The sequence below is a fragment of the Selenomonas sp. KH1T6 genome, assembly GCF_900108415.1.
GTDB lineage: Bacteria > Bacillota > Negativicutes > Selenomonadales > Selenomonadaceae > Selenomonas_B > Selenomonas_B ruminantium_A.
The window spans coordinates 16560-42545 of sequence record NZ_FNWN01000004.1 but is presented as its reverse complement, the minus strand read 5'-3'; the positions used below and the strand labels follow the sequence as shown (position 1 = coordinate 42545).

General features: G+C 52.0%; 18 protein-coding genes. 16 read left to right on the top strand and 2 right to left on the bottom strand.

Annotated elements, in window-relative coordinates:
- The first annotated feature begins 148 nt into the window (after positions 1-148).
- From BLW59_RS03810 to BLW59_RS03790, 5 genes are all read left to right on the top strand, one after another.
- Positions 149-1051 (top strand): LysR family transcriptional regulator, encoded by a 903-nt coding sequence (locus BLW59_RS03810; protein WP_074696354.1) that lies wholly within the window; start codon positions 149-151, stop codon positions 1049-1051.
- Between the two features lie 149 nt (positions 1052-1200).
- Positions 1201-1893: a response regulator transcription factor gene (locus tag BLW59_RS03805; protein ID WP_074696352.1), complete on the top strand. Its 693-nt coding sequence runs from the start codon at positions 1201-1203 to the stop codon at positions 1891-1893.
- A gap of 46 nt (positions 1894-1939) precedes the next feature.
- On the top strand, positions 1940-3349 hold the full coding sequence (locus tag BLW59_RS03800) for an ATP-binding protein (RefSeq protein ID WP_074696350.1): 1410 nt from the start codon (positions 1940-1942) through the stop codon (positions 3347-3349).
- 137 nt (positions 3350-3486) lie between these two features.
- The gene (locus BLW59_RS03795) at positions 3487-4416 is read left to right on the top strand and encodes a sugar ABC transporter substrate-binding protein (protein WP_074696348.1); all 930 of its coding nucleotides are present in this window, start codon (positions 3487-3489) and stop codon (positions 4414-4416) included.
- Positions 4417-4430: 14 nt separating this feature from the next.
- A complete protein-coding gene (locus BLW59_RS03790) occupies positions 4431-6140 on the top strand; it encodes a methyl-accepting chemotaxis protein (protein ID WP_074696346.1) in 1710 nt (569 codons plus the stop codon).
- Between the two features lie 93 nt (positions 6141-6233).
- Here BLW59_RS03790 and BLW59_RS03785 read toward each other — a convergent pair whose 3' ends face one another.
- Positions 6234-7490: a diaminopimelate decarboxylase family protein gene (locus BLW59_RS03785; RefSeq protein ID WP_074696344.1), complete on the bottom strand. Its 1257-nt coding sequence runs from the start codon at positions 7488-7490 to the stop codon at positions 6234-6236.
- 178 nt (positions 7491-7668) lie between these two features.
- Between BLW59_RS03785 and BLW59_RS03780 the strand changes: the two genes are divergently transcribed.
- The 3 genes from BLW59_RS03780 to BLW59_RS03770 are packed head-to-tail and all read left to right on the top strand — an operon-like array spanning position 7669 to position 12732.
- Complete coding sequence (locus BLW59_RS03780; protein WP_074696342.1) at positions 7669-10119, top strand: DNA topoisomerase 3; 2451 nt, start codon at positions 7669-7671, stop codon at positions 10117-10119.
- A 19-nt stretch (positions 10120-10138) separates the two neighbouring features.
- A complete protein-coding gene (locus tag BLW59_RS03775; protein WP_074696340.1) occupies positions 10139-11389 on the top strand; it encodes a DEAD/DEAH box helicase in 1251 nt (416 codons plus the stop codon).
- A gap of 14 nt (positions 11390-11403) precedes the next feature.
- Entirely contained in the window at positions 11404-12732 is a 1329-nt protein-coding gene (locus BLW59_RS03770; RefSeq protein WP_029541014.1) for a hemolysin family protein, read from the top strand.
- Between the two features lie 49 nt (positions 12733-12781).
- Here BLW59_RS03770 and BLW59_RS03765 read toward each other — a convergent pair whose 3' ends face one another.
- A complete protein-coding gene (locus BLW59_RS03765) occupies positions 12782-13144 on the bottom strand; it encodes a helix-turn-helix domain-containing protein (RefSeq protein ID WP_074696338.1) in 363 nt (120 codons plus the stop codon).
- 166 nt (positions 13145-13310) lie between these two features.
- Here BLW59_RS03765 and BLW59_RS03760 point away from each other — a divergent pair, with 166 nt between their 5' ends.
- From BLW59_RS03760 to BLW59_RS03725, 8 genes are all read left to right on the top strand, one after another.
- A complete protein-coding gene (locus BLW59_RS03760) occupies positions 13311-14564 on the top strand; it encodes a DUF4422 domain-containing protein (protein ID WP_074696336.1) in 1254 nt (417 codons plus the stop codon).
- A 12-nt stretch (positions 14565-14576) separates the two neighbouring features.
- On the top strand, positions 14577-15968 hold the full coding sequence (locus BLW59_RS03755; protein WP_074696335.1) for a glycosyltransferase family 2 protein: 1392 nt from the start codon (positions 14577-14579) through the stop codon (positions 15966-15968).
- A gap of 118 nt (positions 15969-16086) precedes the next feature.
- Positions 16087-17397 (top strand): UDP-glucose dehydrogenase family protein, encoded by a 1311-nt coding sequence (locus BLW59_RS03750; RefSeq protein ID WP_074696334.1) that lies wholly within the window; start codon positions 16087-16089, stop codon positions 17395-17397.
- 5 nt (positions 17398-17402) lie between these two features.
- Positions 17403-18776 carry a glycosyltransferase gene (locus BLW59_RS03745; RefSeq protein ID WP_074696332.1) on the top strand — a complete coding sequence of 458 codons (1374 nt, stop codon included), beginning with the start codon at positions 17403-17405 and terminating at the stop codon, positions 18774-18776.
- Positions 18777-18794: 18 nt separating this feature from the next.
- Positions 18795-20123 carry a glycosyltransferase gene (locus BLW59_RS03740; protein WP_139283534.1) on the top strand — a complete coding sequence of 443 codons (1329 nt, stop codon included), beginning with the start codon at positions 18795-18797 and terminating at the stop codon, positions 20121-20123.
- A 12-nt stretch (positions 20124-20135) separates the two neighbouring features.
- Positions 20136-21461: a glycosyltransferase family 2 protein gene (locus BLW59_RS03735; RefSeq protein WP_074696327.1), complete on the top strand. Its 1326-nt coding sequence runs from the start codon at positions 20136-20138 to the stop codon at positions 21459-21461.
- 23 nt (positions 21462-21484) lie between these two features.
- Entirely contained in the window at positions 21485-23725 is a 2241-nt protein-coding gene (locus tag BLW59_RS03730) for a glycosyltransferase family 2 protein (RefSeq protein WP_175463353.1), read from the top strand.
- A gap of 30 nt (positions 23726-23755) precedes the next feature.
- Positions 23756-25981, top strand: a complete 2226-nt coding sequence (locus BLW59_RS03725; protein WP_074696323.1) for a hypothetical protein — start codon at positions 23756-23758, stop codon at positions 25979-25981.
- The last annotated feature ends 5 nt before the right edge of the window (positions 25982-25986 follow it).

Here is a 25986-nt window from a genome sequence, read left to right as displayed (position 1 = left end):
AGAGCATCACTACTTACTATGCAAAAGTGCCTGTTTCTATTGCACTTTTTTGCTGGAAAAAGTATAATAGCCATAATAATAGACTTGCGTTATAGAAAATATAACCTATCCTTATACTAGTCTTTATTGGAAAGGGTGCTATATTATTATGGAAATAAAGGACATGCGGGCCTTCTATGCCATTGTAGAGGAAGGAAATATCAGTCACGCTGCCCAGCGGCTGGATATTGCCCAGCCTGCACTTTCCAGGCAGATGAAGCGGCTGGAGACCTCTTTGGGAGTGCAGCTCTTTGAGCGGGGCAGCCGCCGCATACGCCTGACGGATGCAGGCAAGGTCATGTATGCCCGGGTGGAGCATATCCTGGGCATTGTGGACGGAGCCGTGCGGGAAATCACGGAGATGGGATCCGGGGTGGCAGGGGCAGTGCGACTGGGCACTATCACCACTTCCGGGGCCATGCTGGTGCCGGAGCTCCTGGCTGAGTTCCACCGCCGTTATCCCCAGGTTACATATCAGATCTGGGAGGCAGAGGGAGCCCGCATCCTGGAACTTTTGGACAACCGGGTCATCGAGATCGGCATTACCCGCACCCAGGTGGACGCCAAGGTCTATGAATCCATCGTGCTGCCCAATGAGCCTCTGGTGGTCATCATGAACCGGGAGCAGGAGATTGGGGAAAAGGCACATGAAGTGCAGCTGTCAGAATTGAAGGATGTGCCCCTGCTGGTGCCCCTGCGCTGGCAGTCTGTCTTTACGGCCAACTGCAAGAAGCAGGGCTTTACGCCCAACATCGTCTGCGTCAGCGACAGCATAGTGCAGGACCTGCTCCTGACGAAAATGGGCATGGGCATGGCGCTCCTGCCCGTGTCTTCCAAGACGCTTCTGACGGATGGCAATCTCATCTACAAAAAGCTGGTGGAGCCTGAGATGAGCACCCATACAGTGATTGCCTGGCTCAAGAACCGCACTCTTTCCACTTCCAGCGCGCATCTTATCCGCCTCTTCCGGGAGATGTATCTGGGGGAGCGGACTGGGTCCAGCCAGTATTAAATTTAAATTAAAATTGGATTAAATTTAGGTTAGATTTTCATCAAATATCTTTTCAAGAATTTCGTTACGGTATATAGTAAGGGTATAGGCTTGGCCATACCCTTTTTGACTATGCTGGCCAGGGTTTTGATTGCGGAGGTAAGGATTCCATGAACAACAATAACGTACATATTCTCATTGTGGAGGATGAGCTGCGCATTGCCAGGTTCCTGCAGATTGAGATGGAGCATGAGGGCTTCAAGGTCACCACCGAGGAAAACGGGGCAAAGGCCTTTGAGCTTATCAAGACGGAGAATTACGACCTGATTCTCCTGGACCTCATGCTGCCGGGGATGGATGGCATGACCATCTGCCAGCGGGTGCGGGAGTTCTCCCAGGTGCCCATCATCATGCTCACGGCCAGGGACGATGTGGAGGATAAGGTAAACGGCCTTGACATCGGGGCTGATGACTACATGACCAAGCCCTTTGCCATTCAGGAGCTCTTTGCCCGGGTGAGGAATGTCTTGAGGAAATCACAGGGGAATCCCATCCAGAACCAGAGAGAGAGCTATAAGGTGGGCGAGCTGGTGCTCTATCCCAACACCTATGAGGTGGAGGTGGGAGATGTTCCTGTGCAGCTCACCCGCAGGGAGTATGACCTCCTGGAATTCCTCATGCGGAACAAGCGCACGGTGCTTACCCGCGACCAGATACTGGAGCAGGTCTGGGGCTATGACTATTCCGGCGACACCAATGTGGTGGATGTCTATATCCGCTATCTCAGGGCGAAGATTGATGACCGTTTTGGCAAGAAATACATCTACACCGTCCGGGGAGTAGGTTATGTTATCAGGGATTAGGCGGCAATTTCGCCGGGGCCGGGTCATAATCAGGGCGGCCCTGCGCATGAGGATATCTACCAAGATAACCTTCCTCTATGCTGCCATCCTCATGGTGGTGCTGATCCTCTCCAGCGTGGTGACGGGGCTGGGGGTGTTTTTCTCCTTCTACCATCAGGCTGAGGTGGAAATCGAGATGAGCATGCAGCACATGCTGGAGGATTTCCAAAGCGGCAGGATGCAGAATCCGGCCTTCTGGCGGAAGAGCCCGGTCATGCCCGGGGTGGTGCTCCGCATCACCGACATTGCGGGACAGATGATCTACCAGAACGATGACCACTATCCGTCCATAGAGATAATCGAGGCCAATGAAATCGGCGATCCGCCCTTTTGGGCTGACCAGAACATGCGGGTGTCGGAGCTGAAGAATTTCTCCATCTACCATGCCAAGGCTACGGTGGATTATCAGGGGCAGATTTACCAGCTGCACTTTTTCCGCACCATCACGGCGGAGAGGAATTTCCTTGCCACTTTGCAGAAGTTCCTTTTCATCACCACGCTGGTGGGCTGTATCCTGGCTCTGGTGGTGGGCTACTTTGTCAGCAAGAGGATATTGAGCCCCATCAGGAACATCACGGACTCTGCCCGGGAGATTGAGGTTTCCCAGCTGGGACGGAGGCTGGAGGTGCCCCAGACCAGGGATGAGCTGGCAGTGCTGGCGGAGACTTTCAACCACATGCTGGAAAGGCTGGAGCGGGGGTTCGAGCAGCAGAAGCGCTTTGTGTCCGATGCCTCCCATGAGCTGAGGACACCTGTGACGGTTATCCTGGGGTATTCTGACCTCCTTTCCCGCTGGGGCCGGGAGGATGCCAAGGTGCTGGATGAGGGCATTGCCTCCATTAGGTCTGAGGCAGAAAATATGCAGGAGCTTATTGAAAAATTGCTGTTCCTGGCCCGGGCTGACCAGAAGCGTCAGGTGCTCCATAAGGAAATCCTGGATATGGGGCAGCTGCTGGAAGAGGTCATGAGCAAGATGAAGCTGGTGACTAAGACCCATAGCGTGGAGCTGCTGGAATGCTGCGAGGGGCTGGTGTACGGAGACAAGGTCACCCTGCGGCAGCTGCTGCGCATCTTCCTGGAAAACAGTATCAAGTATACGCCTGCCGGCGGCCATATAACGGCTTCCTGCAGGAGATTGCCGGATGGCAGGACGCTGGAGATTATCCTGGCGGACGATGGCATCGGCATCGCCAAGGAGGACCAGCAAAAAATCTTCGAGCGCTTCTACCGGGTGGACAGCTCCCGCACCAAGGGCACGGGAGCAGGCGGCACGGGGCTGGGGCTCTCCATTGCCAAGTGGATCGCGGAGCAGCACGGCATTGTCATCTCCATGGACAGTGCCCTGGGCCGGGGAACCAGGATGCATCTGCTGGTGCCTCTGGCTGAAGACAGCGAAGGAAAAAAGGCAGAAATATAGGAACAAGGCAGGAAGGGGCAGTCCTTTCCTGCTTTTTTTGTGTCCCGATAGGATTATGGAGGTTGAGTGGCGAATTATCCTAAAGATGAAAAAATTATGGAGATGACAGGCATTTAGCTTTGACAGGGGGTATATCCATGGTAAAGAAAAAAGCATTGGGGGCTGTGGCAGGAGCTGTGATAGCTGCTATGGCCCTGGCAGGCTGCGGCGGTTCCTCCGGGGGCGGCAGCGGTACGGTAATCTATGCCAACTACAAAGATGGGGACGGTTTCACGGATACCCTCCGGGATGAATTCAAGGCCCAGGCAGGCAGCACCGGCTGGCAGGTGGAGTATCTTGATGGCAAGAATGACGGCAATTTCCAGATCGATCAGCTGAATGAGGCTCTGGAGCAGAAGCCTTCAGCCATAGTTCTCTTGCCGGCTGACAGCGCCTCTATCGTGCCTACGGTGCAGAAGGCCAATGAAATGGGCATTCCCATTGTCTGCGTGAATCGCTTCCCCGATGGGGGCGAATACCTGAAGTCCTACTCTGATGACCTGGAAGCAGGCAGGATGCAGGGGGAGTTCATGGCGAAAGCATTGCCCCAGGGAGCCAAAGTGGTGTATCTGAAAGGGGCCAGCGGCAATGCAGCCGCCGAGGGCCGCTGGGAAGGCTTCAAGAAATACTGCCTGGATCAGCGTTCCGATGTGAAGCTGCTAGCCTTTGCCGATGCCCAGTGGAGCACCGCCGTAGCCATGAAGGACATGTCCCTGTGGCTTGATATGTTCCCCCAGATTGACGCAGTCATCTGCGGCAATGACGGCATGGCCATGGGAGCCATCGCTGCCCTGAAGGGAGCAGGCCGCCTCCAGGGGTGCCTGGTTTCCGGGGTGGATGCCTCGGATGATGCCTTGAAAGCTATCAAGGCCGGGGAGATGGCACAGACTGTGAAGCAGGATGCAGCAGGACAGGCCAAGGGGGTCTTCACTCTGGTACAGCAAGCTATGCAGGGGCAGAAGCCTGAAAACGTGCTGGTGCCCTTTACGGCCATCACCAGGGAGAATGTCTCCCAGTTTGCTAAATAAGGGGGGCTGCAATCATGCTTGAGAATTTATCAGTCAGAATAAAGATCCTGCTCCTGACTACAGTGATGCTCTTCATCATCGTCATCATAGCAGGGGTGGGCATCTACTACAACAGTCAGTCCAAGCAGGCGGTGGATGACCTTTACAGTTCCAACCTCATGACTACCCAGTATCTCAATGATGCCAATAATCAGCTTCGGACCCTGGATGCCGATGTTGCTTATCTGCTCCTGAAGAATTATTCCCCGGAGGAAAAGAAGATCCTGGTGGGGGATATGGAAGGTGCTCTGGCCGCCATAGAGGGGGATATTGCCAAGGTCAAGGAGATAGACGACAGCGAGAGAGCTCAGCAGGCCATCGGCCAGCTGGAAAAAGCTCTGGCAGAGGTGAAGGGTAAAGTCAAGAGCACAGAGAGCCTTTCCAATTCACCGGAAGACCGCATCAAGACTTTTGAAGCCCTGGGCAGCGTGGGCAGCATTTCGGGACATATGAGCGTGCTGACCCCGGACAATGTGTTCCAGGGCAAGCTGCTCTTTGCCGCCAATAATGAGGCCTATGACCGCTCCATCAAGATCTTCCTGGTCATCATCGTGCTGGGGCTGGCTTTGGGCACGGGCATTGCCCTCTACATTGCCAAGGATATCGTCAGTCCCTTGAAGCGCACGGTGGGAGAGCTGAACAATGTGGCAGATGGTGACCTCACTCAGGAGATTCCCGAGACCCTCACCCGCCGCCAGGATGAGATAGGCCAGGTGGTGCAGGCAGTGTCCAGGATGCAGGCCGCCCTGCGCACCGTGCTGAAGGATGTGAAGCAGGAGTCTGAGAGCAATGCGGAAATGGTGGCAGAGATTGAGCAGCTCATAGCCAGCCTCAATGACAGCGCCCAGGATATGTCTGCTGTCACCGAGGAAATGGCTGCCGGCATGGAGGAAACTGCTGCTTCTACCGTGAATATGCAGACCCTCAGCGACCAGCTGAAAGCCGCTATTGAAGCAAACTCCGCCGAGGCCAGGAAGAGCCAGAAGTACACGGAGGAGATAGACAAGCGGGCGGGCAAGCTCCAGGAAAGCACAGCCAAGTCCATTGCGGCGGCAGAAAAGCTCTACGCTGACAGCAAGAACTCACTGGAGGACGCCATCGAATCCTCCAAGGTGGTGGGCAAGATTGAGCAGCTCACAGGGGACATCAGCGAGATTGCCGAGCAGACGAATCTCTTGGCCCTGAACGCCGCCATAGAGTCGGCCCGGGCCGGCGAGGCAGGCAGGGGCTTTGCCGTGGTGGCAGATGAGGTCAGGAAGCTGGCCGAGCAGTCCACCCGTACGGCAGATACCATCAAGGGCCTCACCAGCCAGGTGACTCTGGCGGTGGAGAATCTCTCCAAGGGGGCTTTCGACATACTGAACTTCATTGACGGCACGGTCCATGTGGACTATGATGCCATGGGCAAGACCGCTGAGCGCTACAAGCAGGATGCGGCCTACCTCAATGACTTCACCCGCCAGAGTGCAGAATCTGCCGACAGGCTCAATGCAGATATCGAGACCATGGGCAATGCCATGGACGAGATTGCCAAGGCCGCCCATGAAGGGGCCATGGGCAATACCCGCATAGCGGAGAAAGTCACGGATATGGCAGGCAATGCCAATACCATCATGGAAAGGGTCACCGCTTCTCTGGAGGGCACGCAGAAACTCCTGAAGCAGGTGGCAAGATTCAAGCTTTGATTTAAGAAGATAAAGCTAAAAAGCAGGGGGCAGACGCGAGGTCTGCCCCCTGCTTGTTCATGGGGAAATTTATTAAGATATGCCAGGCTTCCTTCAGAGGAGAGAGCCGGGATAGCGCAAAGTAGCGAAGTAGTCATCTATGGTCTGGGCACGGCGGATAAGCTCTATGGAGCCATCTTCCTTCAGCAAGAGTTCGGCGCTCCAGAGCTTGCCGTTGTAGTTGAAACCCATGGCGTGGCCGTGGGCGCCAGTGTCGTGGATGATGATGCGGTCACCAATGGCGATTTCCGGCAGGCGGCGGTCGATGGCGAATTTGTCATTGTTCTCGCAGAGAGAGCCGGTGATGTCGTAGAGGTGGTCCGGGTGGGCCTTCTCCTTGCCTACCACTGTGATATGGTGGTAAGCTCCATAAAGTGCGGGGCGCATAAGGTTGGACATGCAGGAGTCCAGGCCGATGTAGTCCTTGTAGGTCTTCTTCTCATGGAGCACTGTGGATACCAGCCAGCCGGAGGGACCGGTCATGGCGCGGCCGCTTTCCATGGCAATGGCGGCGTGGCCCAGGCCGCTCGGGATCATGTACTTCTCGTAGAGGGCCTTGATGCCCTGCCCCACCTCTTCCAGGTTGACAGGTTCTTCCTCGGGGCGGTAGGGGATGCCGATGCCGCCCCCCAGATTGACGAATTCCAGGGCAATGCCCAGCTTTTCCTTGATTTCCACCGCCAGCTTGAACATGAGCTCGGCGGTGTAGATGAGGCCCTCGCTCCTGAGCTCGTTGGAAATGACCATGGTGTGGAGGCCGAAGCGCTTCACGCCCTTTTCCTTGGCCCGCTTGTAGCCCTCCAGCAGCTGGTCATGGGGCAGGCCGTACTTGGCTTCCGTGGGGCGGCCGATGATGTCGTTGCCTTCAATGAGGTTGCCGGGATTGAAGCGGAAGGAAAGGCAGGAGGGCAGGCCTGCGTTCTTTTCCAGATAGTCCAGATGGGAAAGGTCGTCCAGGTTGATGATGGCTCCCAGCTCGATGGCCTTCTGGAACTCGTCGGCAGGGGTGTCATTGGAGGTGAGCATGATCTTCTCTCCCGTGACTCCGGCGGCCTTGGAAATCAGGAGCTCCGGCAGGCTGCTGCAGTCGGTGCCGGCACCTTCCTCAGCCAGAATCTGCACGATGCGGGGATTGGGGGTGGCCTTCACGGCGAAGTGCTCACGGAATTCCGGCGCCCAGGCAAAGGCCTTCTTCAGGCGGCGGATATTTTCCCGGATGCCCTTTTCATCATAGAGATGGAAGGGAGTGGGATGATCCTTGATAACCTCTTCAAGTCTTTCCTGGGAAAGGGGAAATTTCTTCTCTGCCATGGACAGCTCCTCCTTGTGATTTGTAATCTTGTAAATTGATTATAACGCCATTGTTATACTGATGTCAAATACTATATATAATATTGCATAATAGGCATAACTTTCCTTGATATTCTGGTCGAGAGTTTGCGGGAAATATGGTAGAATAAAGTTCAAGATTGTATAGGGAGGAAGTATTTTGCGTCTATATATTGCCGAGAAGCCCAGCATGGGCCGGGAAATCGCCAAATGCCTGCCGGGGCCCGTGGAGCGGAGAGACGGGTATCTGGTGACCAAAGGCGGGGTAGTTACCTGGCTCTTTGGCCATATCCTCAGGCAGGCGGAGCCGGAGGAATACGATGAGCGCTACAAGCGCTGGCGGGCCGAAGACCTGCCCATTATCCCCGGGAAGTGGCAGCTCTATGTGGCCAAGGACTGCGAGAAGCAGTTTGCCATTGTGAAGGGCCTAATCGAAAAGGCGGACGAGATTGTCCACGGCGGCGACCCTGACCGTGAGGGGCAGCTATTGGTGGACGAGGTGCTTGATTATCTGGGGAACAAGAAGCCTGTGCGGAGAATCCTGCTGAACGCCCTGGACGAAAAGAGCATCAAAGAAGCTAACGCAGACCTCAGGGACAACAAGGATTTCTTCAATCTGAAGCAATCGGCGCTGGCTCGTGCCAGAGCTGACTGGCTCATTGGTATGAACCTTTCCCGGGCCTATACCCTGGCGGCCCGCAGGGCAGGTCATGACAAGCTGGTGCTGCCCATCGGCCGGGTGAAGACCCCGACCCTCTCTTTGGTGGTGCGCCGTGAGCGGGAGATAGAGAATTTCAAGCCGGTGGACTATTATACTATCCGGGGCATTTTCCAGCATGAGAATGGCAGCTTCACTGCCCAGTGGAAGCCGGAGGATACCCAGGCGGGACTGGATAGCGAGAACCGGTTGGTGGACAAGGTCGTGGCAGAGGCGAAGCTCAAGGAGTTCGGTGAGAAGCCTCTGGAGGGCGTCATCAGCAACTACCAGAAAACCAAGAAGCAGGAGCCGCAGCCCCTGCCCTTTTCCCTCTCTACGCTGCAGGTGCTGGCGGGCAAGCGCTACGGCTATGCGCCCCAGTTGGTGCTGGATACGGCCCAGAAGCTCTATGAGAAGAAGCTTACCACCTATCCCCGTTCTGACTGTGAGTATCTGCCCACCAACCAGAGGAAGGATGCGGCAACTATCCTGGGCAATCTGGCGGTGGCAGGGGATGAGCAGCTGGCCAGCTGGGTGCCCGGGGCTAATCTGAAGATAGAGAGCCGGGCCTGGAATGACAAGAAGATTTCTGCCCACCACGCCATCATTCCCACCACGGTAAAGGCCAATGTCCTGCAGATGACGGAGGAGGAAAGGAATCTCTATCATCTCATAGCCCGGGGGTATATGGCCCAGTTCTACCCCGTCCACCAGTACGACCAGACCAAGGTGGAGGTCACCTATCATGAGGAGCTATTCACTGCCAGCGGCCGCACGGAGCGGGATTTGGGCTGGAAGGTCATGTATCAGGCTCAGGTGCGGGGCAAGGCCAGGGACGAAGATGAGCAGGAGAAGGAAGAGGACGAAAGCGCCAAGACACTGCCGGCCATGAAGAAAAAGGACGGCGTTACCTGGCAGAAGGGGGAAATGAAGACCAGCACCACCAAGCCTCCCTTGCGCTTCACTCCCTCCACCCTTTTGGCGGGCATGAAGGAAATTCACAAGTATGTGAAGAACCAGGAAGCCAAGAAGCAGTTGAAGGACGTGTACGGTATCGGCACCGAGGCTACCCGCGCTACTATCATAGACGACCTCATCAAAAGGAAGTTCATGAAGCCCACGGGCAAGAAGAAATATCTGGTGCCCACTCCTGCCGCCTATATCCTGGTAGATGCCCTGCCTGATGAGATGACCTATCCTGATTCCACGGCTATCTGGGAGGACAGGCTCCATTCCATGGCAGAGGGGGAGGGAACCCTTTCCGAGTTCCTGGCGGGACAGATTGAGTTCACGAAGCAGCTCTGCGCCAAGGCGGGCCATGTGAAGATGGAGGTCACGGGGGATAATGTCTGCCCCCGTTGCGGCCAGGGTGTCCTGCAGCAGCGCAAGGGCAAGAACGGCCTTTTCTGGGGCTGCTCCAACTATCCCAAGTGCCGTCTGACCTGCAATGACAAGGAGGGCCAGCCGGATATGGAGGATGCCAAAAGCCGGGCAGCAGGGCGCTCCTTCGTGGGCAGTGCTGCCGCCGGCCAGGCAAGGGGAGCTGCCGCTCCCGTGAATCCTGCCGGCTATGGCAGTTACTCCAGCCGCGGGGGCGGTGCTCCCTCGGCTGCGGATATGGCAGAGATTGATGCCCTGCTGGCAGGAGGGGAGCTCTACGGTGCGCCGCCTGCCAGGAACAGTTGGGGCGGCTTTCAGGACAAACCGCGCTATTCCGCCAGCCCTATGGAGCAGAGCAAGAAGGCGGGGACCCTGGATAAGGGGGCGGACAAGGACAAGTACCTTTGCCCCCGCTGCCGTGAGGGTCATCTGCACCTGCACAGGGGGAAGAACGGGCCCTTCTGGGGATGTTCTAATTACCCCAGGTGTACAGCTACTTTCGACGATGACAAGGGAGCGCCCTTGATTAATTGATATATAGGAGAGAGACGAAATGAATGAGGTAAAGGATTTTGCACAGTTGGGCGTAGACGAACCCCTTTGCGAAGCCCTTGCAAAACAGGATATAACCAAGCCTACGGCTATTCAGATGGAAATCTTGCCCAAGGCCCTGGAGGGACAGAGCCTTTTGGGGGAGGCCCCCACGGGGACAGGCAAGACTTTGGCGTATCTCCTGCCCACTCTTATGCAGTTGGATGCGGAAGCCAGGGAAGTTCAGGCGGTGATCCTTGCCCCTACCTATGAGCTTGCCATGCAGATAACCAATACTGCCCGGGACCTCAGCCAGCAGGCGGAATTGGGGATCAGGGTGCAGGGCCTTATTGGCGGGGCCAATATTGCCCGCCAGATTGACAAGCTGAAGGAGAAGCCCCAGCTGATCATTGGCTCGGCAGGGCGGCTGCTGGAACTGGCCCGCCGGAAGAAATTGCAGCTGAACAAGGCCAAGGTGCTGGTGTTGGACGAGTTTGACAGGATGCTGGATGACCAGAACCTGCAGAACACCGCCGATGTGTTGCGGCTCATGCCGCCCCGGGAGGAAATGCAGATCCTGCTTTTCTCAGCCACTACTTCCCGCAAGGCCTTGGAGCGGGCTTCTTTCCTGGGGAATCCCGAGCATATAGTGGTAGAGGACACAGCGGTCAAAAGCGGCCTGCGGGATGACTATTACCGCATCACTCCTTTCCGGGAGAAGATTGAAGTCCTGCGGAAGCTCACCCGCCGCCTGAATATCACCCGGGGGCTGGTCTTCATCAACAAGAGATTCGATGTGGAAAAGACCCTTTCCCATCTGCGCTATGAGGGGCTTTCCGTGGAATCCCTGATCAGCGCAGGGGGCAAGCAGGAGCGGCAGCACGCGGTTTCCGCCTTCAGCAAGGGCAAGGTGCGGCTCTTGCTGGCCACGGATGTGGCGGCCCGGGGATTGGACATTCCCGGCATTGATTATGTGGTGAACCTGGATGTGCCGGAAAATGCCCAGGCCTATCTGCACAGGGCTGGGCGCACTGCCCGGGCAGGCGTTCATGGCACGGTCATCACTCTGGCAGATATCAAGGAAGCCTATAAGCTGGAACTCCTGGAGAAGCAGCTCAAGATTGCCTTGAAGCCCCTGGAGCCGGGAGGCAAGGCCCTGCCCAAGGGGGCACCCCAAAAGGGACGGGCTGCAGGCCACCGTGCTCCTGCCAGAGGCAGGAAGCAGGGCAAGGCAGCAGAGGGGAAGAAGCCTTCTGCCCGTAAACATAGCTGATGGAGGAATTCTTAGTGGACATAGTGCCTATATTATTTGACCTGTTCTTGGTGGCGTTCCTGGTTTTCATGAACGGTTTTTTCGTGGCTTCGGAGTTTGCCTGCGTGAAGATCCGCCCTTCCCGGCTGGAAATGCTGATACAGGAGGGCAACAGGCGGGCCCGCTATGCCAAGGAACTCACTGACCATCTGGATACTTCCCTGTCCGTGACCCAGTTGGGCATCACCCTGGCCTCACTGGGACTGGGCTGGGTGGGCGAGCCTGCGGTGGCCAAGCTCATCCTGCCTGTGACGGAGATGATGGGCCTTGACCTGTCAGCTGGGCACACCATTGCCCTGGCTCTGGGCTTTGCCATCATCACTTCCATGCATATCATTTTAGGCGAGCTGACCCCCAAGACCTTTGCCATCCAAAGGGTGGAGAGCATCATGCTGGGGGTGGCCCTGCCCATGCTGATCTTCCAGAAGCTCTTCTATCCCTTTGTCTGGTTCCTGAACCATGTGGCCAACTGGGTGGCGGCCCGCTTTGGCATAGAGGTGGAGGGCAACGGCGAGCTGGCCCACACAGAAGAAGAAATCCGCCTGCTCATGGAGGAGAGCCACAAGCAGGGGCTGGTGGATGATACGGAAGCCGACTTCGTGGACAATGTGTTCGATTTCACCGAGCGCAATGTGCGTGAGATCATGACTCCCCGCACGGACATGATCTGCCTTTATCTGGAGGACAGTCTGGAGGAAAATCTGGAGACGGTCTTCACCGAGCAGATGACCCGCTATCCCATCTGCCGGGAGGACAAGGACCATATCATCGGCTTCCTGCATATCAAGGACCTCTTGAAATACTTGCATAAGGGCCAGAAGGTGAACCTCAGGAAAATGGCCCGCCGTGCCCTGGTGGTGCCCGAGAGCATGGATGTCAGCGTGCTGCTCAAAACCATGCAGAAAGGCCGTAGCCAGCTGGCTATCGTAGTGGACGAGTTCGGCGGCACTTCTGGCATGGTGACCATCGAGGATATCGTAGAGGAAATCGTGGGAGATATCCAGGACGAGTTCGACGAAGAACGCCCAGTGGCAGAGTCAAGAGGCTATGGTGTCTACTCCGTAGATGCCAAGATGCTGCTGGAGGAAATGGAAGACATCCTGGAAATCGGGATAGAGGACGAGGATGTGGACAGCATAGGCGGCTGGCTCAACGACACCATAGGCGGCGACCCGAAGGTGGGCATGATGGCTGCCTGGGAGGGCAATGTGTTCTATGTGGAGGAAGTTGAAGGAGCACGTATTACCCGGGTGCTCATACGCCTTGACAAGGAACTTACGGAAGAACATGAAGAGATAGTCTGATAGCTTGAAAAAGGAAATGCCTCCGGCGATTTTGGCCGGAGGCATTTTTTCAGTTATTGGAAAGCTTTATGATAGCTTCAATGATGTCTTTTGATTTCTCGTCCAGGTGAGGATAGGCTTCTATCAGGGTCTCCAAGCGGCTGTCAGTGGGGGATTCCTGCAAATAGCCGCTGGAGCTTTCTGCGGTCATGAAACCCCAGGGGAGGTGCTCAGGGGAAGCCGGGACGAAAAAATGCACATCAGTGTCCAAGGCGATAGCCAGCTGCCGCAGATCATCAGCGGCGATGCCGGTAGTGTAGCCCCGTTCCCAGTTGGAAATGACCTGTGAAGATTTATGCACGCGCTTTCCTAGTTCCGTCTGAGTCAGGCCCAGTTCCTTTCGCCTCTGACGAATCTTGTCGCCTATGGACATAATGTATCACCTCCAAGAGGAATTATATCTTAAAAGGACCTGGCAGCGGCTCAAACTAACGATATTTGAGAAAAGAAGGTGGATTTTGTTGAATGATAACGCATTACGTTATATAATCGTAGAGGGAAAACTCGTGTTTGAAAAAATTTGCAGGGAGCGTGGATGAGTGGGCCAGCTGATACTTTACGGACGAGGACTCATTGCCGAAGAATACTGCCGGTATCTGGAAGGTCAGGGCCAAGGAGCAGACATCGCCGCCTTCGCCGTCACCAAGCTGGATGGCCAGGGAGAAGAATACTGCGGCCGCCCCTGCCTGGAGATAAGAGAAGCCTTAAAAACCTACCCCGAAGCGGATGTGCATCTGGCTCTGCAGGAAAAGTACCATCAGGAAGTCCTAGCCTTGCTGAAAGAGCTGGGCAGGAAGCCCAAGGAAATCATCGGCCTGCACCGCATGACGGAGCTGCTGGGGGAGCAGGGACTCAAAGAAATCAGCACCGCCTGCCAGGAGCTGACGGTAGGTCGGAATCCCTATGAATACTCCATGCTGGAAATCTTCCCACATCAGCACCCGGAGCAAAAGTTCACCTTCTACCCCATGACCCAGGTGCCCCTGTCTGAGGAAGATGTTAGGAATCTGCGAAAAACAGTGATGCAAGGGGGCACTGAAAGCCTTCCCCTTGAGGGGAAGGGGTCAGCCGCAAGGCTGACGGATGAGGTGTATCTCGCCATGGCCACCTCCCAGAAAGATGCCAAGGTCAGTCTGGAAAACCTGCCGGACTACATCCACCCCGTCATGGGCGGGGCAGCAGCCTACGATGGCTCCCGCACAGCGGAAATGGAGTATGACGATGAAGAAGCCGACAACCTTTCCCCTTACAACAGCTTGTATTCCGAGCTGACTGTGGCCCACTGGCTCTGGAAGAAAGCTCCCCAAGCCAATTACCTGGGTCTCTGCCACTACCGCCGCCATTTCGTGCTGACAGAGGAAATCAGGCAGGCACTGGTTGAGGGCACAGTGGATGTGCTTCTCACCATCCCACGGCTGACCGTCCCCAATGTCCACAAATACTTCGCCACCCTGCCTGTCACCACCATGGATGAGCAGGATTTTCAGCTCATGCTGAGATTGATAGAGCAAGAAGATTCTGAGCTGGCTAAGTTTTCCAAGGATTTCCTGGAGGGGCAGATTCATTATCCCAACAACATGGTCATCGCAAAGAGAGATATTTATCTTGACTATGGCAACTTTATGTTCAAGGTGCTGCAGGGGATGCAGGAGCATTACAAAGAGACAGGAACTACCCGCCCGGACAGGTACCTTGGCTATGTGGGGGAACTGCTGACTACCGTGTACTTCGCCTATCACCGTGGGAGATGGCGGACAGGATTTATAGATTATCGATTGCTGAAAGAAGTTTGAGGGAGATATCATATGCCGGAAATATCCGTAATTGTGCCCCTGTACAATGCAAGGAAGTATCTGCAGGAGGCTATTGATAGCGTACTAGCTCAGACTTTTCAGGATTTCGAAATCATAGTGGTAGATGACTGTTCAACGGATGGCAGCTGGGAACTGGTAAACAGGCTTTATGGTGAAAATGAGAAAATCAGCCTGTATCGCCATGAAGGCAACAAGACAGCAGGTGGCGCCAGAAACACGGGCCTTGAGCACGCTAAAGGCAAATACATTGCCTTTTTGGACAGTGATGATCTCTATATGCCGGAGACATTGGAAATCATGCATAAGGCAGCCGAAAAGTACGGCGCGGAGGTAGTTCATTCTCCAGGCTGTTTGATACCCCAGGGAGATCAGGAGCACGTTGCTACAACAGACGATTTCCGTACCATCATCTTCGATGATATGCCTATTTTGGAAAAAGAAACCTTGCTTTCAGTAGACAAGGAATATCGCGTCAGGCAATGGGCCGGGCGCAAATTATATGGCACCATTTGGAACAAAATGTTCCGCAAAGACTTCTTGGAAGAATATCGCATAAGGTTTGAGACTGGTATTTGGCCTGGGGAAGATGCAATTTTCCTCTTTCGGTGTGTTTTTTACGCTAAGAGATATGTTTGCATTCCGGATGTATTCTACATTTATCGCCGTCCTGCGACATCCACGACCAGAAAAAAGCGGGATGCCAGATTTATTGCAATGCAGGCCAAAAATATTGCAGCGAAGATAGAGGCGCTGGATACCTATATGGGTGACATCCCGTGGTTCAGTGACAAACCGGAAGTACAGGATAAAGTGCGGGAGTTTGCCATCATTGATACAGATTCCTCCTTCATCCAGCAAGGCTACCACAGCCAGGGCCTGCTGGAGGGTAGTGAGGCAGAAATACGCCAAGTATTTAAGGATATGTACGGCGAGCAAGGCTATTTCGCCTACTGGTATTTCCACCACTATCATCTGCTGAAAGCAGGAGCGGGAGGAACCAATGAGGGCCAGTCATACATCTTCCCTTATCATCTTTTCCAAGAGGGAGAGAGAACTGTCATTTACGGCGCCGGAGAATCAGGTCAGTCTTTCTATCGACAACTGCAACGGCAAAACTACCTCAAGCCCGTAGGCATAGTGGACAAAAGAGCCAAGGAACTGAATACCCCGGACTTTCCCGTGCGCCCTATTGAAGACCTGAAAAATATGGACTTCGATGCAATACTAATCGCTGTAATCAACGAAAAAGCTGCCAAAGAAATCAGTGAATCCCTAATAAAAATTGGCATCCTAGCCCCAAAGATTCGCTGGCAAGGCAACGCATACCAAAAAGACGACTACTACAACAACTATTACTTCCCCCTCCTAAGAGAGAAAAAGTAACAAGCAGACCTTACCTGCCCCGTTTGCGGGGAAGGGGGACCACCGAAGGTGGTGGAAGGGGGACTTCGAAGCCGTATATTCCAACTATCAACACCTCGACCAAAAGGAGCAATACACCATGAAAATAGCAATCGCTGGCACTGGCTATGTCGGTTTCGTCACCGCTGTCTGCCTGGCCGAGCACGGCCACCAGGTAACCTGCGTAGATGTAGACAAGCAGAAAATAGATAGTCTGAACCGCTACGGCAAGGCCCTGATCTACGAAAAAGACCTGGACGCCCTGATGGAAAAGAACAAGGAGCGCCTGACCTATACCACGGACTATGCCAGCGCCTACAAGGATGCAGAAATCATCTTCATCGGCGTGGGCACCCCGGAGAAGCGGGATGGCTCCGCCAACCTCAACTACGTCTATGCCGTAGCCATGCAGATAGCAGAGACTGCAGAGCGGGAGTGCGTAGTGGTAGTGAAATCCACCGTTCCCATCGGCACCAATGAGCGAATCGAAAAGCTCATCAAGGAGCACCGACCTGAGGGGGCAGCCCCCCTCCATGTGGCCTCCAACCCGGAGTTCCTGTCCCAGGGTACGGCGGTGCATGATACCTTGCACGCTTCAAGGATTGTCATGGGCGTGGAGGATGATTATGCCAAGGAGAAGCTGACGGAACTCTACAAGGACTTCGCCGCCCCAAAAATCATCACCAACCGCCGCAGCGCGGAGATGATCAAGTACGCCTCCAACGACTTCCTGGCCTTGAAGATTAGCTACATCAACGAAATCGCCAACCTCTGCGAGGAAATCGGGGCAGATATCGAGGACGTAGCCAAAGGCATGGGCTACGACAAGCGCATAGGCAGTAAGTTCCTGCGTGCAGGCATCGGCTACGGCGGCTCCTGCTTCCCCAAGGATACCAAGGCTTTGCATTGGCTGTCTGACTATCATGAGCAGGAGCTCAAGACTGTCAAGGCGGCCATTGAGGTCAACGACCATCAGAAATTAAAACTTATCCGCAAAGCCCATAAGTATTATGAAGATCTGGAAGGTGTAACCGTAGCGGTACTGGGTCTGACCTTCAAGCCTGGGACGGATGATCTGCGGGAGGCGCCGTCGCTGACCAACATTCCCATGCTGCTGGAGGAAGGGGCCATTGTGAAGGTATACGACCCCATTGGCATGGAGCGGTTCAAGGAGCAGTATCCTACCCAGGTGAAATACTGCAAGAACCCCGAGGAAACCCTGCAGGGAGCGCAGCTTTGCTTGATACTCACTGATTGGCCGAAGATAAAGGAACTCCCGCTGGAGAAATATGCGGAACTGATGGAAAACCCCATTATCCTGGATGGCAGAAATTGTTATGAGCCGGAGCAGGCTGAGGTAGTTGGGGTAACCTACGATTCCATTGGTCGCAGAACAGTAAAGAAGGGCTGAGGGTATTGGCTGAAGCAATAAGGCTTTCTGTGATTATTCCCGTCTGCAATGCGGCTGCGCATCTCAGGCAATGCCTGGATTCCGTTTGCAGCCAGCCTGTGGAAAGCATGGAAATCATCTGCGTGGATGATGGCTCTGTGGATGAATCCTGGGAAATTTTGCAGGAATACGGTCAGAAGGACAAGAGGGTGCAACTTCTCAGGCAGGAAAATCTCCATGCCGGCATAGCCAGAAACAATGGGCTGGCCCGTGCCAGAGGGGAATATATACACTTCCTTGATGCAGATGACTGGCTGGAACCGGAGGCCTACAAAGGCTGGCTGGCGCTGGCCCGGAGTCAGGCGGCAGATATCTGCATAGGCTATTATTACACCTTCGACGCTGAAAAAGCTGAGAAAATCCCGAAGCCATATTTGGAGACTGAGGAACTGTGGCAGGGGAATTTTGCTGCCGGGGCAGGACACCTCATTCATCATTACCCCATGCCCTGGAACAAGCTGTACAGGCGGGAGTTCCTGCTGGAGCATGAGATCAGCTTTGATGACCTGCTCTGCGCCAATGACCGCTATTTCTTCTTTCAGGCCATCAGACAGGCACAGCGGGTAGTGATAACTCATGCAAGGTTGCTGAACTACCGCATAGGCCAGGCTTCCTCCCTGATAGGCGAGACACGGCTGCGCCATTATGACTGCCATTTCCGTTCCTTCGAACTGATTTGGGAGCTGTTCAAGGATGCGCCGCAGGAAATAAGCTCCATGGTTATGGATGTGTCCATGGAAGATTTTTTCAGCTTCTATCAGAGGGCCAGGGGAACGGAGTATGAAGAAAAGATACGGCATGAGTTGTATGGATATGTGTCCGGTCTGGACTTAGACCTGCTGGAAGGCATACCCTTGGCCGCCCGGTGGTGGTACAGAGACTTCATGCTGGTGATGGCCGGGGAAGCGCATCCGCTGATTGTCAGGGAAGTAAGCAGGCTACTGTCAGACCGCAAGGGGGGACAGAGCGGTTATATCTTCCCCTATCATCTGTTTCGCCCCCATGACCGCATTGTTCTGTACGGCGCCGGTGAAGTGGGCCAGGCCTTCTATCATCAGGGAAGATATCAGGGCTTTGTGGACATTGTGGCGTTGGTGGATGGCAAGCCAAAGACAGGGCAGGGAGTGGAAATCCTGCCAGCTGAGGCACTGAAAGAGCTGGATTTTGACTATGTGCTGATAGCGGTGCGCTTTGAGCATATAGCCGGGGAAATCAGGAAACGCCTGTTGGACTTGGGCGTAGAGCAGGAAAAGATCAAATGGGACGGCATGTCCTATGAGCGGGAAGATTTCTACCGCAATGCCTTTTATCCCCGCTGGCAGGGAGGCCGGTGGCAGTAATCTGAGAGGAGATACATAGTGGAACAGAACAATCGAGAAGTAATGCTGAGCATCATCGTCCCCGTATACAACTGCGAGGATTATCTGGAGAGGTGCCTGGATTCCATACTGAAAATAGATGTAGAAAGCTATGAGCTTATTCTGGTGGATGACGGCTCCCAGGACAGTTCTCCTGCTATCTGCGATGAATATGCTGAGAGATACCCCCAGATAAAGGTCATTCATCAGGAGAATCAGGGGCCATCGGCTGCCAGGAACCACGGCATAGACAGGGCACAGGGAAAGTACATAGCCTTTGTGGACAGTGATGACTGGATTGACGGGGATTTGTTCACAGATTTTATCTCCTACATGGAGGCAGATGAAAATCTGGATATCTGCATTTCCGGCACCACCAAGAATTTCCCCGATGGCCATGAGGAGGATTACTTCCCTCCCAGAGGAGGCAGGCTGGTTCATACGGAAAAATTCATGACTGGCAAGGAAGCTCTGGATATGATGCTGTCCAAGGAAGATTATTTCTGGTTCCTTTGGGGCAGAGTATATCGCAGGACGCTTTTCCAGGATGACCATCTGGATGTGACTGTAGCTACCAGTGAAGACCTTGATCTCAACTGGAAGCTTTTCCTGCGCTCCAGGAAGATTTTTTACAGTGATGTGTGCCGCTACCACTATTTTATGAACGAGAACAGTTTGACGGAAAATGCCAAGGTGGTCAAACGCAACAATGACGATCTGAAGATATATCGCCGTTTGCTGAAGCAGGAAGATATCAGCCCCTTCTGTCGGGAAATGCTGGAAATGAGGGTGCTGCAGCGGGATTATGTGAATATCAGGGAACTGATGTCTGAGCACGGCTCCAAAGATGTGGAAATTGATGAATACTATCAGGAACTGCGTGAGACACTGTCAAGTTTTGCTCCCACCACGCCATATTGCAGGCAACTCAAGGAAAAGCTGAGTGCACTGACCGGCTCTCAGGAAGAGTGCAGGGAACTGTGCTGGAAGCCCTACGCAAAACTGCTTGCGCAGGTAAAGGGACTGACAAATGAGGACAGGAAAGTTTATCTCTTCGGACTGGGGCCTATCTCCCGTGTGATGGGGACCTTCTTGCTGAAAGCAGGCAGTGATTTTTCCGGCTTCGTGGTTTCTGAGGCTTCTCGCCGCAGCAAGGATGAATGGCTGGGCAAGCCTGTCCTGGTGCTGGAGGAGCTGGAGGAGAAATCGGCAATCCTGCTGACTTTGACGGAGTGGGGACAGAGGGATATTGCCGACCTGCTGGATTATAAAGGTTTTGAAAATCATGAGTATGTAGATATAGCACCGGCGTTTACGTCTGGGGTGTAAAGGAGCAGAGAAATGAGTGTAGAGAATCCCGTTATTTCCATCGTCATGCCCGTATACAATGTGGAGCCGTATCTGCCCAAGAGCATTGAGAGCATCTTGGGGCAGGACTTCAAGGAGTTTGAGCTGATTTGCGTAGATGACGCTTCCACGGATACTTCTGGGAAAATTCTTCAGAGATATGCCGCCAGGGATAAGAGAATCCGCATTATCGAGCATAGGGAAAATGTCGGTGCGGGCACATCGCGGAATGAGGGACTGGCTGTATCCAGAGGCGAGTGGGTTATCTTCCTGGATGCAGACGATTATTTCTCTGGCCAGCTGCTGAGCAAGGCGTACAAGGCAGCCAGGGATAATGAAGCAGATGTGGTCTATGTGAACTACAACGAATTCAATCAGGCCAAGAACTGCATCGACCCTATGGAGAAGTCCCTGGCTGTGCGCCAAAAGGTGGAAGGCAAGATTTTCTCTGGCAAAGATCTGGGCAACAGACTATTGGAGGCACTGGATATCGTCCCTTGGAACAAACTGTGCCGAAAATCTTTCCTGCAGGAAAAGAACTTGAAGTTCCAGGAGATTCCCAATTCCAATGATGTATATTTCGGCAGTTGTGTGGCAGCCCTGGCAGAGAAGATTTTCTTCATCATGGAGCCGCTGGTTACATATCGCACTCATCATGCTCACCAGATCTCTGCCCAGCGGGGAAAAAATCCTCTCTGCGCTTATCAGGCATTGAAAAAGGTGAAAGACAGGCTGGAGGAAGAAGGGCTCTTTGAGCTTTACAAGGGAAGCTTTTACTGGCGGGCCCTCTCCGGCATCACCTATGCCCTGAGAGCAGGTGGCACCGCTTTCAAGCCCCGGCTGGATTTCCGCAGGTTTATGGACAGCGAAGGCTGGGAGAAGCTGGGTATGAAGGACATGCGGGAAGAGGATTTCTTCTACAAGTACGATTATGAGCGTTGGATCAAGCTGAGATTCACTTCCGATACTCTGTTTGATGAGGAGATGTTCTCTCAGTTGAAATCTCTCAAGGGCAAGACCTATATCTGGGGGTTCGGTGACTGGGGCAGGAAGTTCTATGATGCTGCGAAGTATCACGGCTATACCATACATGGCATCATCGACGAAAGTCCCAGCCTCAAGGGCAAGCAGGTAGATAATCTCACTGTCCTGCCCTGCCGGGAGCAGGAGGATGATTTCGAGTATGTGATCATCACCAATGAGATGTATGGCAAAAATGTCAGGGAGCGCCTGAATGCCAATGAGCGTAGCGAGACTAAAATCATTGACATGGGGGACTATATGTTCCACAACGTACCGATTATGGAATGCATTTTTTAAGGATCTAGGAAAGGATGAGTTTTGTGAAGGATATAAAGGTCAGTGTTATGCTTCCCTCGTTAAATGTGGGCATGTATATAAAGGAATGCATAGAAAGCGTTATCAATCAGACTCTTAAGGATATTGAGATTATCTGTGTGGATGCTGGTTCTACGGACGGTACTCTTGAGACTATCAAGGAATTTATGGCCAAGGATGATCGCATCATGCTGATCAATTCCTCCAAGAAAAGCTACGGCCATCAGATGAATCTGGCTATGGAGGCTGCCACCGGCGAATATGTGGGCATCGTGGAAACTGATGACTTTGTGCCCGGCAATATGTTTGAGGATCTGTATAAGATTGCAAAGAAGAATAATGTGGACTTTGTAAAGGCTGATTTTTACAGGTTCAAGGAAAATGCCGATGGGACGTTGGACAAGACCTTGTTCAAGCTTTCTGATAGCAAGTGGTATTACAACCGTATCATAGATATAGCCCAGGAGCCTGAGTGCTTCAATTTTGTTCTCAACACTTGGAGCGGTATCTACAAGCGTTCGTTTATTGTGGATAACAATATCCGCCATAATGAAACTCCGGGAGCATCTTTCCAGGATAATGGCTTCTGGTTCCAGACCTTTATGCATGCCCATCGTGCTTATTTTGTAGACAAGCCATATTATATGAACCGCAGGGATAATCCCAATTCGTCGGTCTATGATACCAGCAAGATTTATGTCATCTGCGATGAGTATGAATATATCTTGTCTGTCTTGGAAAAATATCCTGATCTCTTTGAACTGTTTAAGGGCCAGTATACGCAGAAGCTCTTGGAAAACTATCTTTGGACTCTGGAACGTATCCATTATGAGAATAAACCGGTCTTTTATGAGAGATTGCAGAAAGTCTTCCGTGGCCTAGCTGAGAAAGGTATGGTGGATTATAAGGTCATTGCCCAGCACAGTGAACGTCAGGTATATGACATTTACGAAATTCTGCACAACCCCCAGCATTGGTATGATCGGGTCTATGGCTTGTCAGAAGATGTTATAAAAGGACTGGAACATGAATCTACTATTTACTTGTATGGGGCTGGAGAACTTGGGAAATTATGCTATGACATTTTGGAAAGAGAGGGGCTGGCACATAAGGTAAAAGGGTTCATTGTAAGCAAGAAAAGCGCTGCTGATAAACCATATAAAGGTATGCCTATCTTTACCATGGCAGATGTTGCAGAGCAAAAGGATGCTTTAGTACTCATTACGGTAAAGCCTCTCTACAAGAAAGAAATTCGGGAAAATTTATATCAGGAAGGATTTATAAAGGTGAAATCTTGGCCAGATGCAGCCTTTATTCGTGGCACAGAAATGAGCTTGCATAGCAAAATCTGGGAGGAGAAGGTGACCAAGAATTTTACTTTTCCCTTTGATATGGTAAAAAAGGGAAGCCGTATTGTTCTGTATGGGGCAGGTAAAATGGGTCAGGTGTATTTCCGGCAACTCCGGCAAACTGGCTATGCTGATATTGTGAGCTGGATAGATGAAGACTCGCAGCGCTATGATTACCTGTCCAAGTATATGGAGGTTTTGCCAGAGCTCACACTGGAAGAAACGGAATATGATTATGCAGTAATTGCATTCAATGATCAGAAACAAGCAAAGAATTCATATTGGAGACTTCTCTCTGTTGGTGTACCCTTTGAGAAGATTGTTTGGAATGGTTCCAGCATGGGGAAAACCTTTGACGATTTGCTGGAGCAAGATATGATATCTGTCTTATGGCGGGAACAGAAACGTCAGTTGGATGTAATGCAGAAGAATCTGGAACAGAGAAGGAAGAAATTGACGGAAGACAAAACAAAGACGATGAGAGATATACTCAAGCAGGCTCAAATGAGTGAAGGTAGTGTAGCTCCTTTCTTAAGCATGAATCTTACTCAGGAAAGCACACAGGATGATGTGGAAAATATCATGCAGGATTGTGCTGTTTGCATGGATTTCAGACTTGAGGGTAAAGATGTTTTTGCTTTGAAGAATATATATGAAATTCTGATGTCGTTGAAGAATGACAGTAGGATTGAGCATATAAGCATTTATACAGAATCTGCAACCAAGCCACAGAAGGAAGTGTTGGGATTGCTTAAAGATTTGTCTTTTGAGGTTAGGATTAAGTTAAAGCAACCTACTGAGCCTGGGGAAGAATTGATGGAGATTCTTGGGGATAATAATATTTGTTGTGATATAGATTACGGTCGGGCCTGCCCGGAGTTAGTGGCAGAGGAGTAACTACTTTTGATTGACTAAAAGGAGCGGAGCATGGAAACGCATGATACGGCAGGGCAGAAAGAAAAGAATTTTTTTGATGTGGAGAAAGAATTTTTCCTTATAGATTCAGAGCATCTGGATGAGGTGCAAACAAGGTTCTACGGCTACTCCGTTCAGAGAACCGGCATCTATGAGGAAGATAATCTTACAGAAGAAGCCGTCGAAGGACTGGATGGCAGAGGCTGTTATGTGTATGTGGAGGCAAATGAGAGACATATCAGTATTCGTCAGGATTTCTGCGGGTGTTATGGGATATACCTGTTCAGGCAGGGGGATTACTTTGCACTTAGCAGTTCGTTCCTGCGGCTTCTGCAGCATGTGAGCAGAAAGTACCCTCTCACTGTCAATAAAGATTATGGGCATCACCTTCTGATAGATAGGTTGGCCAGCCAGTCACCTACGCAGACACCTGTGAAGGAAATTTCTATCATAGACAGGTGGGCGCGTCTCTCAATTGATAAGGATAATCGAAGCCTGTCTGTGGAAATGCTTGAGTATAATGAGATGTCATACTCTCTTGACACGCCAGAAGGCATTGAACTCCTTGATGAATGGTTTGACTTTTGGACTGATCTTCTGAAGGAACTATCCAAGCGTACGGATTATCTTCGCGTAGATCTTTCTGGTGGTTATGATAGCCGTTTAACTTTCTTGCTGATGCTTTGCTCTGGTTCTGATTTGAATGCTCTACGGGTGAACTCTGCTCTTGATAAACTGCATACTCATGCAGAAGATTATCGGATTGCTTCGTCTATTGCTGAACATTATGGTTTTTCTTTGAACAGGCCATATCCTCAGACAAAGTGGTTGAACTACAGCCAGATAGACTGTATTAATATTGAAGCCTATACCAAATTGGGTTTTCACAAAGAACCTTATATCAAGAATCATATTTCTGCGGATAAGTTCTATACGGTTATGGGGAGCGCCGGAGAGGCTATAAGAGAAAGATATACAATGGATGCTGAGGCATTCATTAAATCTGTTTCTCCAGATGAGGGAAGATTTGCAACTAAGCTTGAAAAAGAAGCAGAACAGTCAATTCGGAAGGTTATAGAGGATGGCTACCGTCTGATAGAGGAAAAATACGGCAAACCAGACAAGTCAACTGGATACCCTCAGCGCCTCTATCGTGATGGCTGGACCAGAAGCCATTTTGGCAAGATGGCCGTGGTAAATCGTTTTGCTGGTAACATTACTCTGATGCCGTTGCTAGATCCTATCCTCTGGAAACTGAAACTTCACAGTAAAGACTGTGATAGTGATAATCTGCTAATGGCCCTTATTTATGCACGTTATTGTCCCCATCTGATGGAGTTCCCATTTGAAGGGCATCTGTACTCCATCACGGCAGAAACTGCAGAGGCTGCAATAAAGCTCAATGAAAAATTTCCTAGGAACAAAAAAATTCATCCTTTTAAGGCATTTGTTTTAGCGGAAAAAAATGAGCGTGTAGTGAGTCTTCATGGCATGCGGGAGAATAACCGAGAACATCTTCCTGAGGAAGTCAATGAGCTTTTCAAAAAGACCTTTGATTCCTCTGAGGTGAGAGGTTTGTTTACTTCATGCTTCGATGAACAGTTCTATGAACAAGCTGATTTGCATTATCACTGGGAAAAATTTTTCTCTCTGCGTCACTGCAGTGCGGTACTGGGACTGGCTGAGACTATTAAGTATGTCATAGCCAGCAGGGTAAATGGATTTAAGGGAGAGCCAGCTTTGACAGCAAGCCTGAAGTCCTGCGATTATCAGGTAAATGACAGGTTCAAACCTCTTAGCCGCTTCAGGAATAATATTGCTGCCAGAGTTGATATGAAACTATTCCCAGGAAAACCGGAAGATATTGATATTATATCATGTAGTGACGATATGGCCAAATGGAGTAAGCCTCAGTGGTTACAAAAGTCCTCCGGGGGGGGATTAATGCTTCATTCCTCAAATGGAGAGTTGTCCCTTACTATGAAAGTTGCGAAATCAGGAGAGTTGCATATTTGGCTGCGTGGCGTAGATGTGCGTGAGCCTGGGGACAAAGATAAAAGGGTTCCTTATTGGCTGGACTTCAATAATCTTTTCATTAATGGCAAGGAAATAATCTCCGAAAAATACCCTGTTTGGCACGACCAGCCCTTTGAATACAAGCTGCAGGTCAAGGCCGGGGAAGAGATATCCTTGAAAACAGAGTGGAGGCCCCATCAGGGCAGAAGTAGCGAAAAATGAAAAAG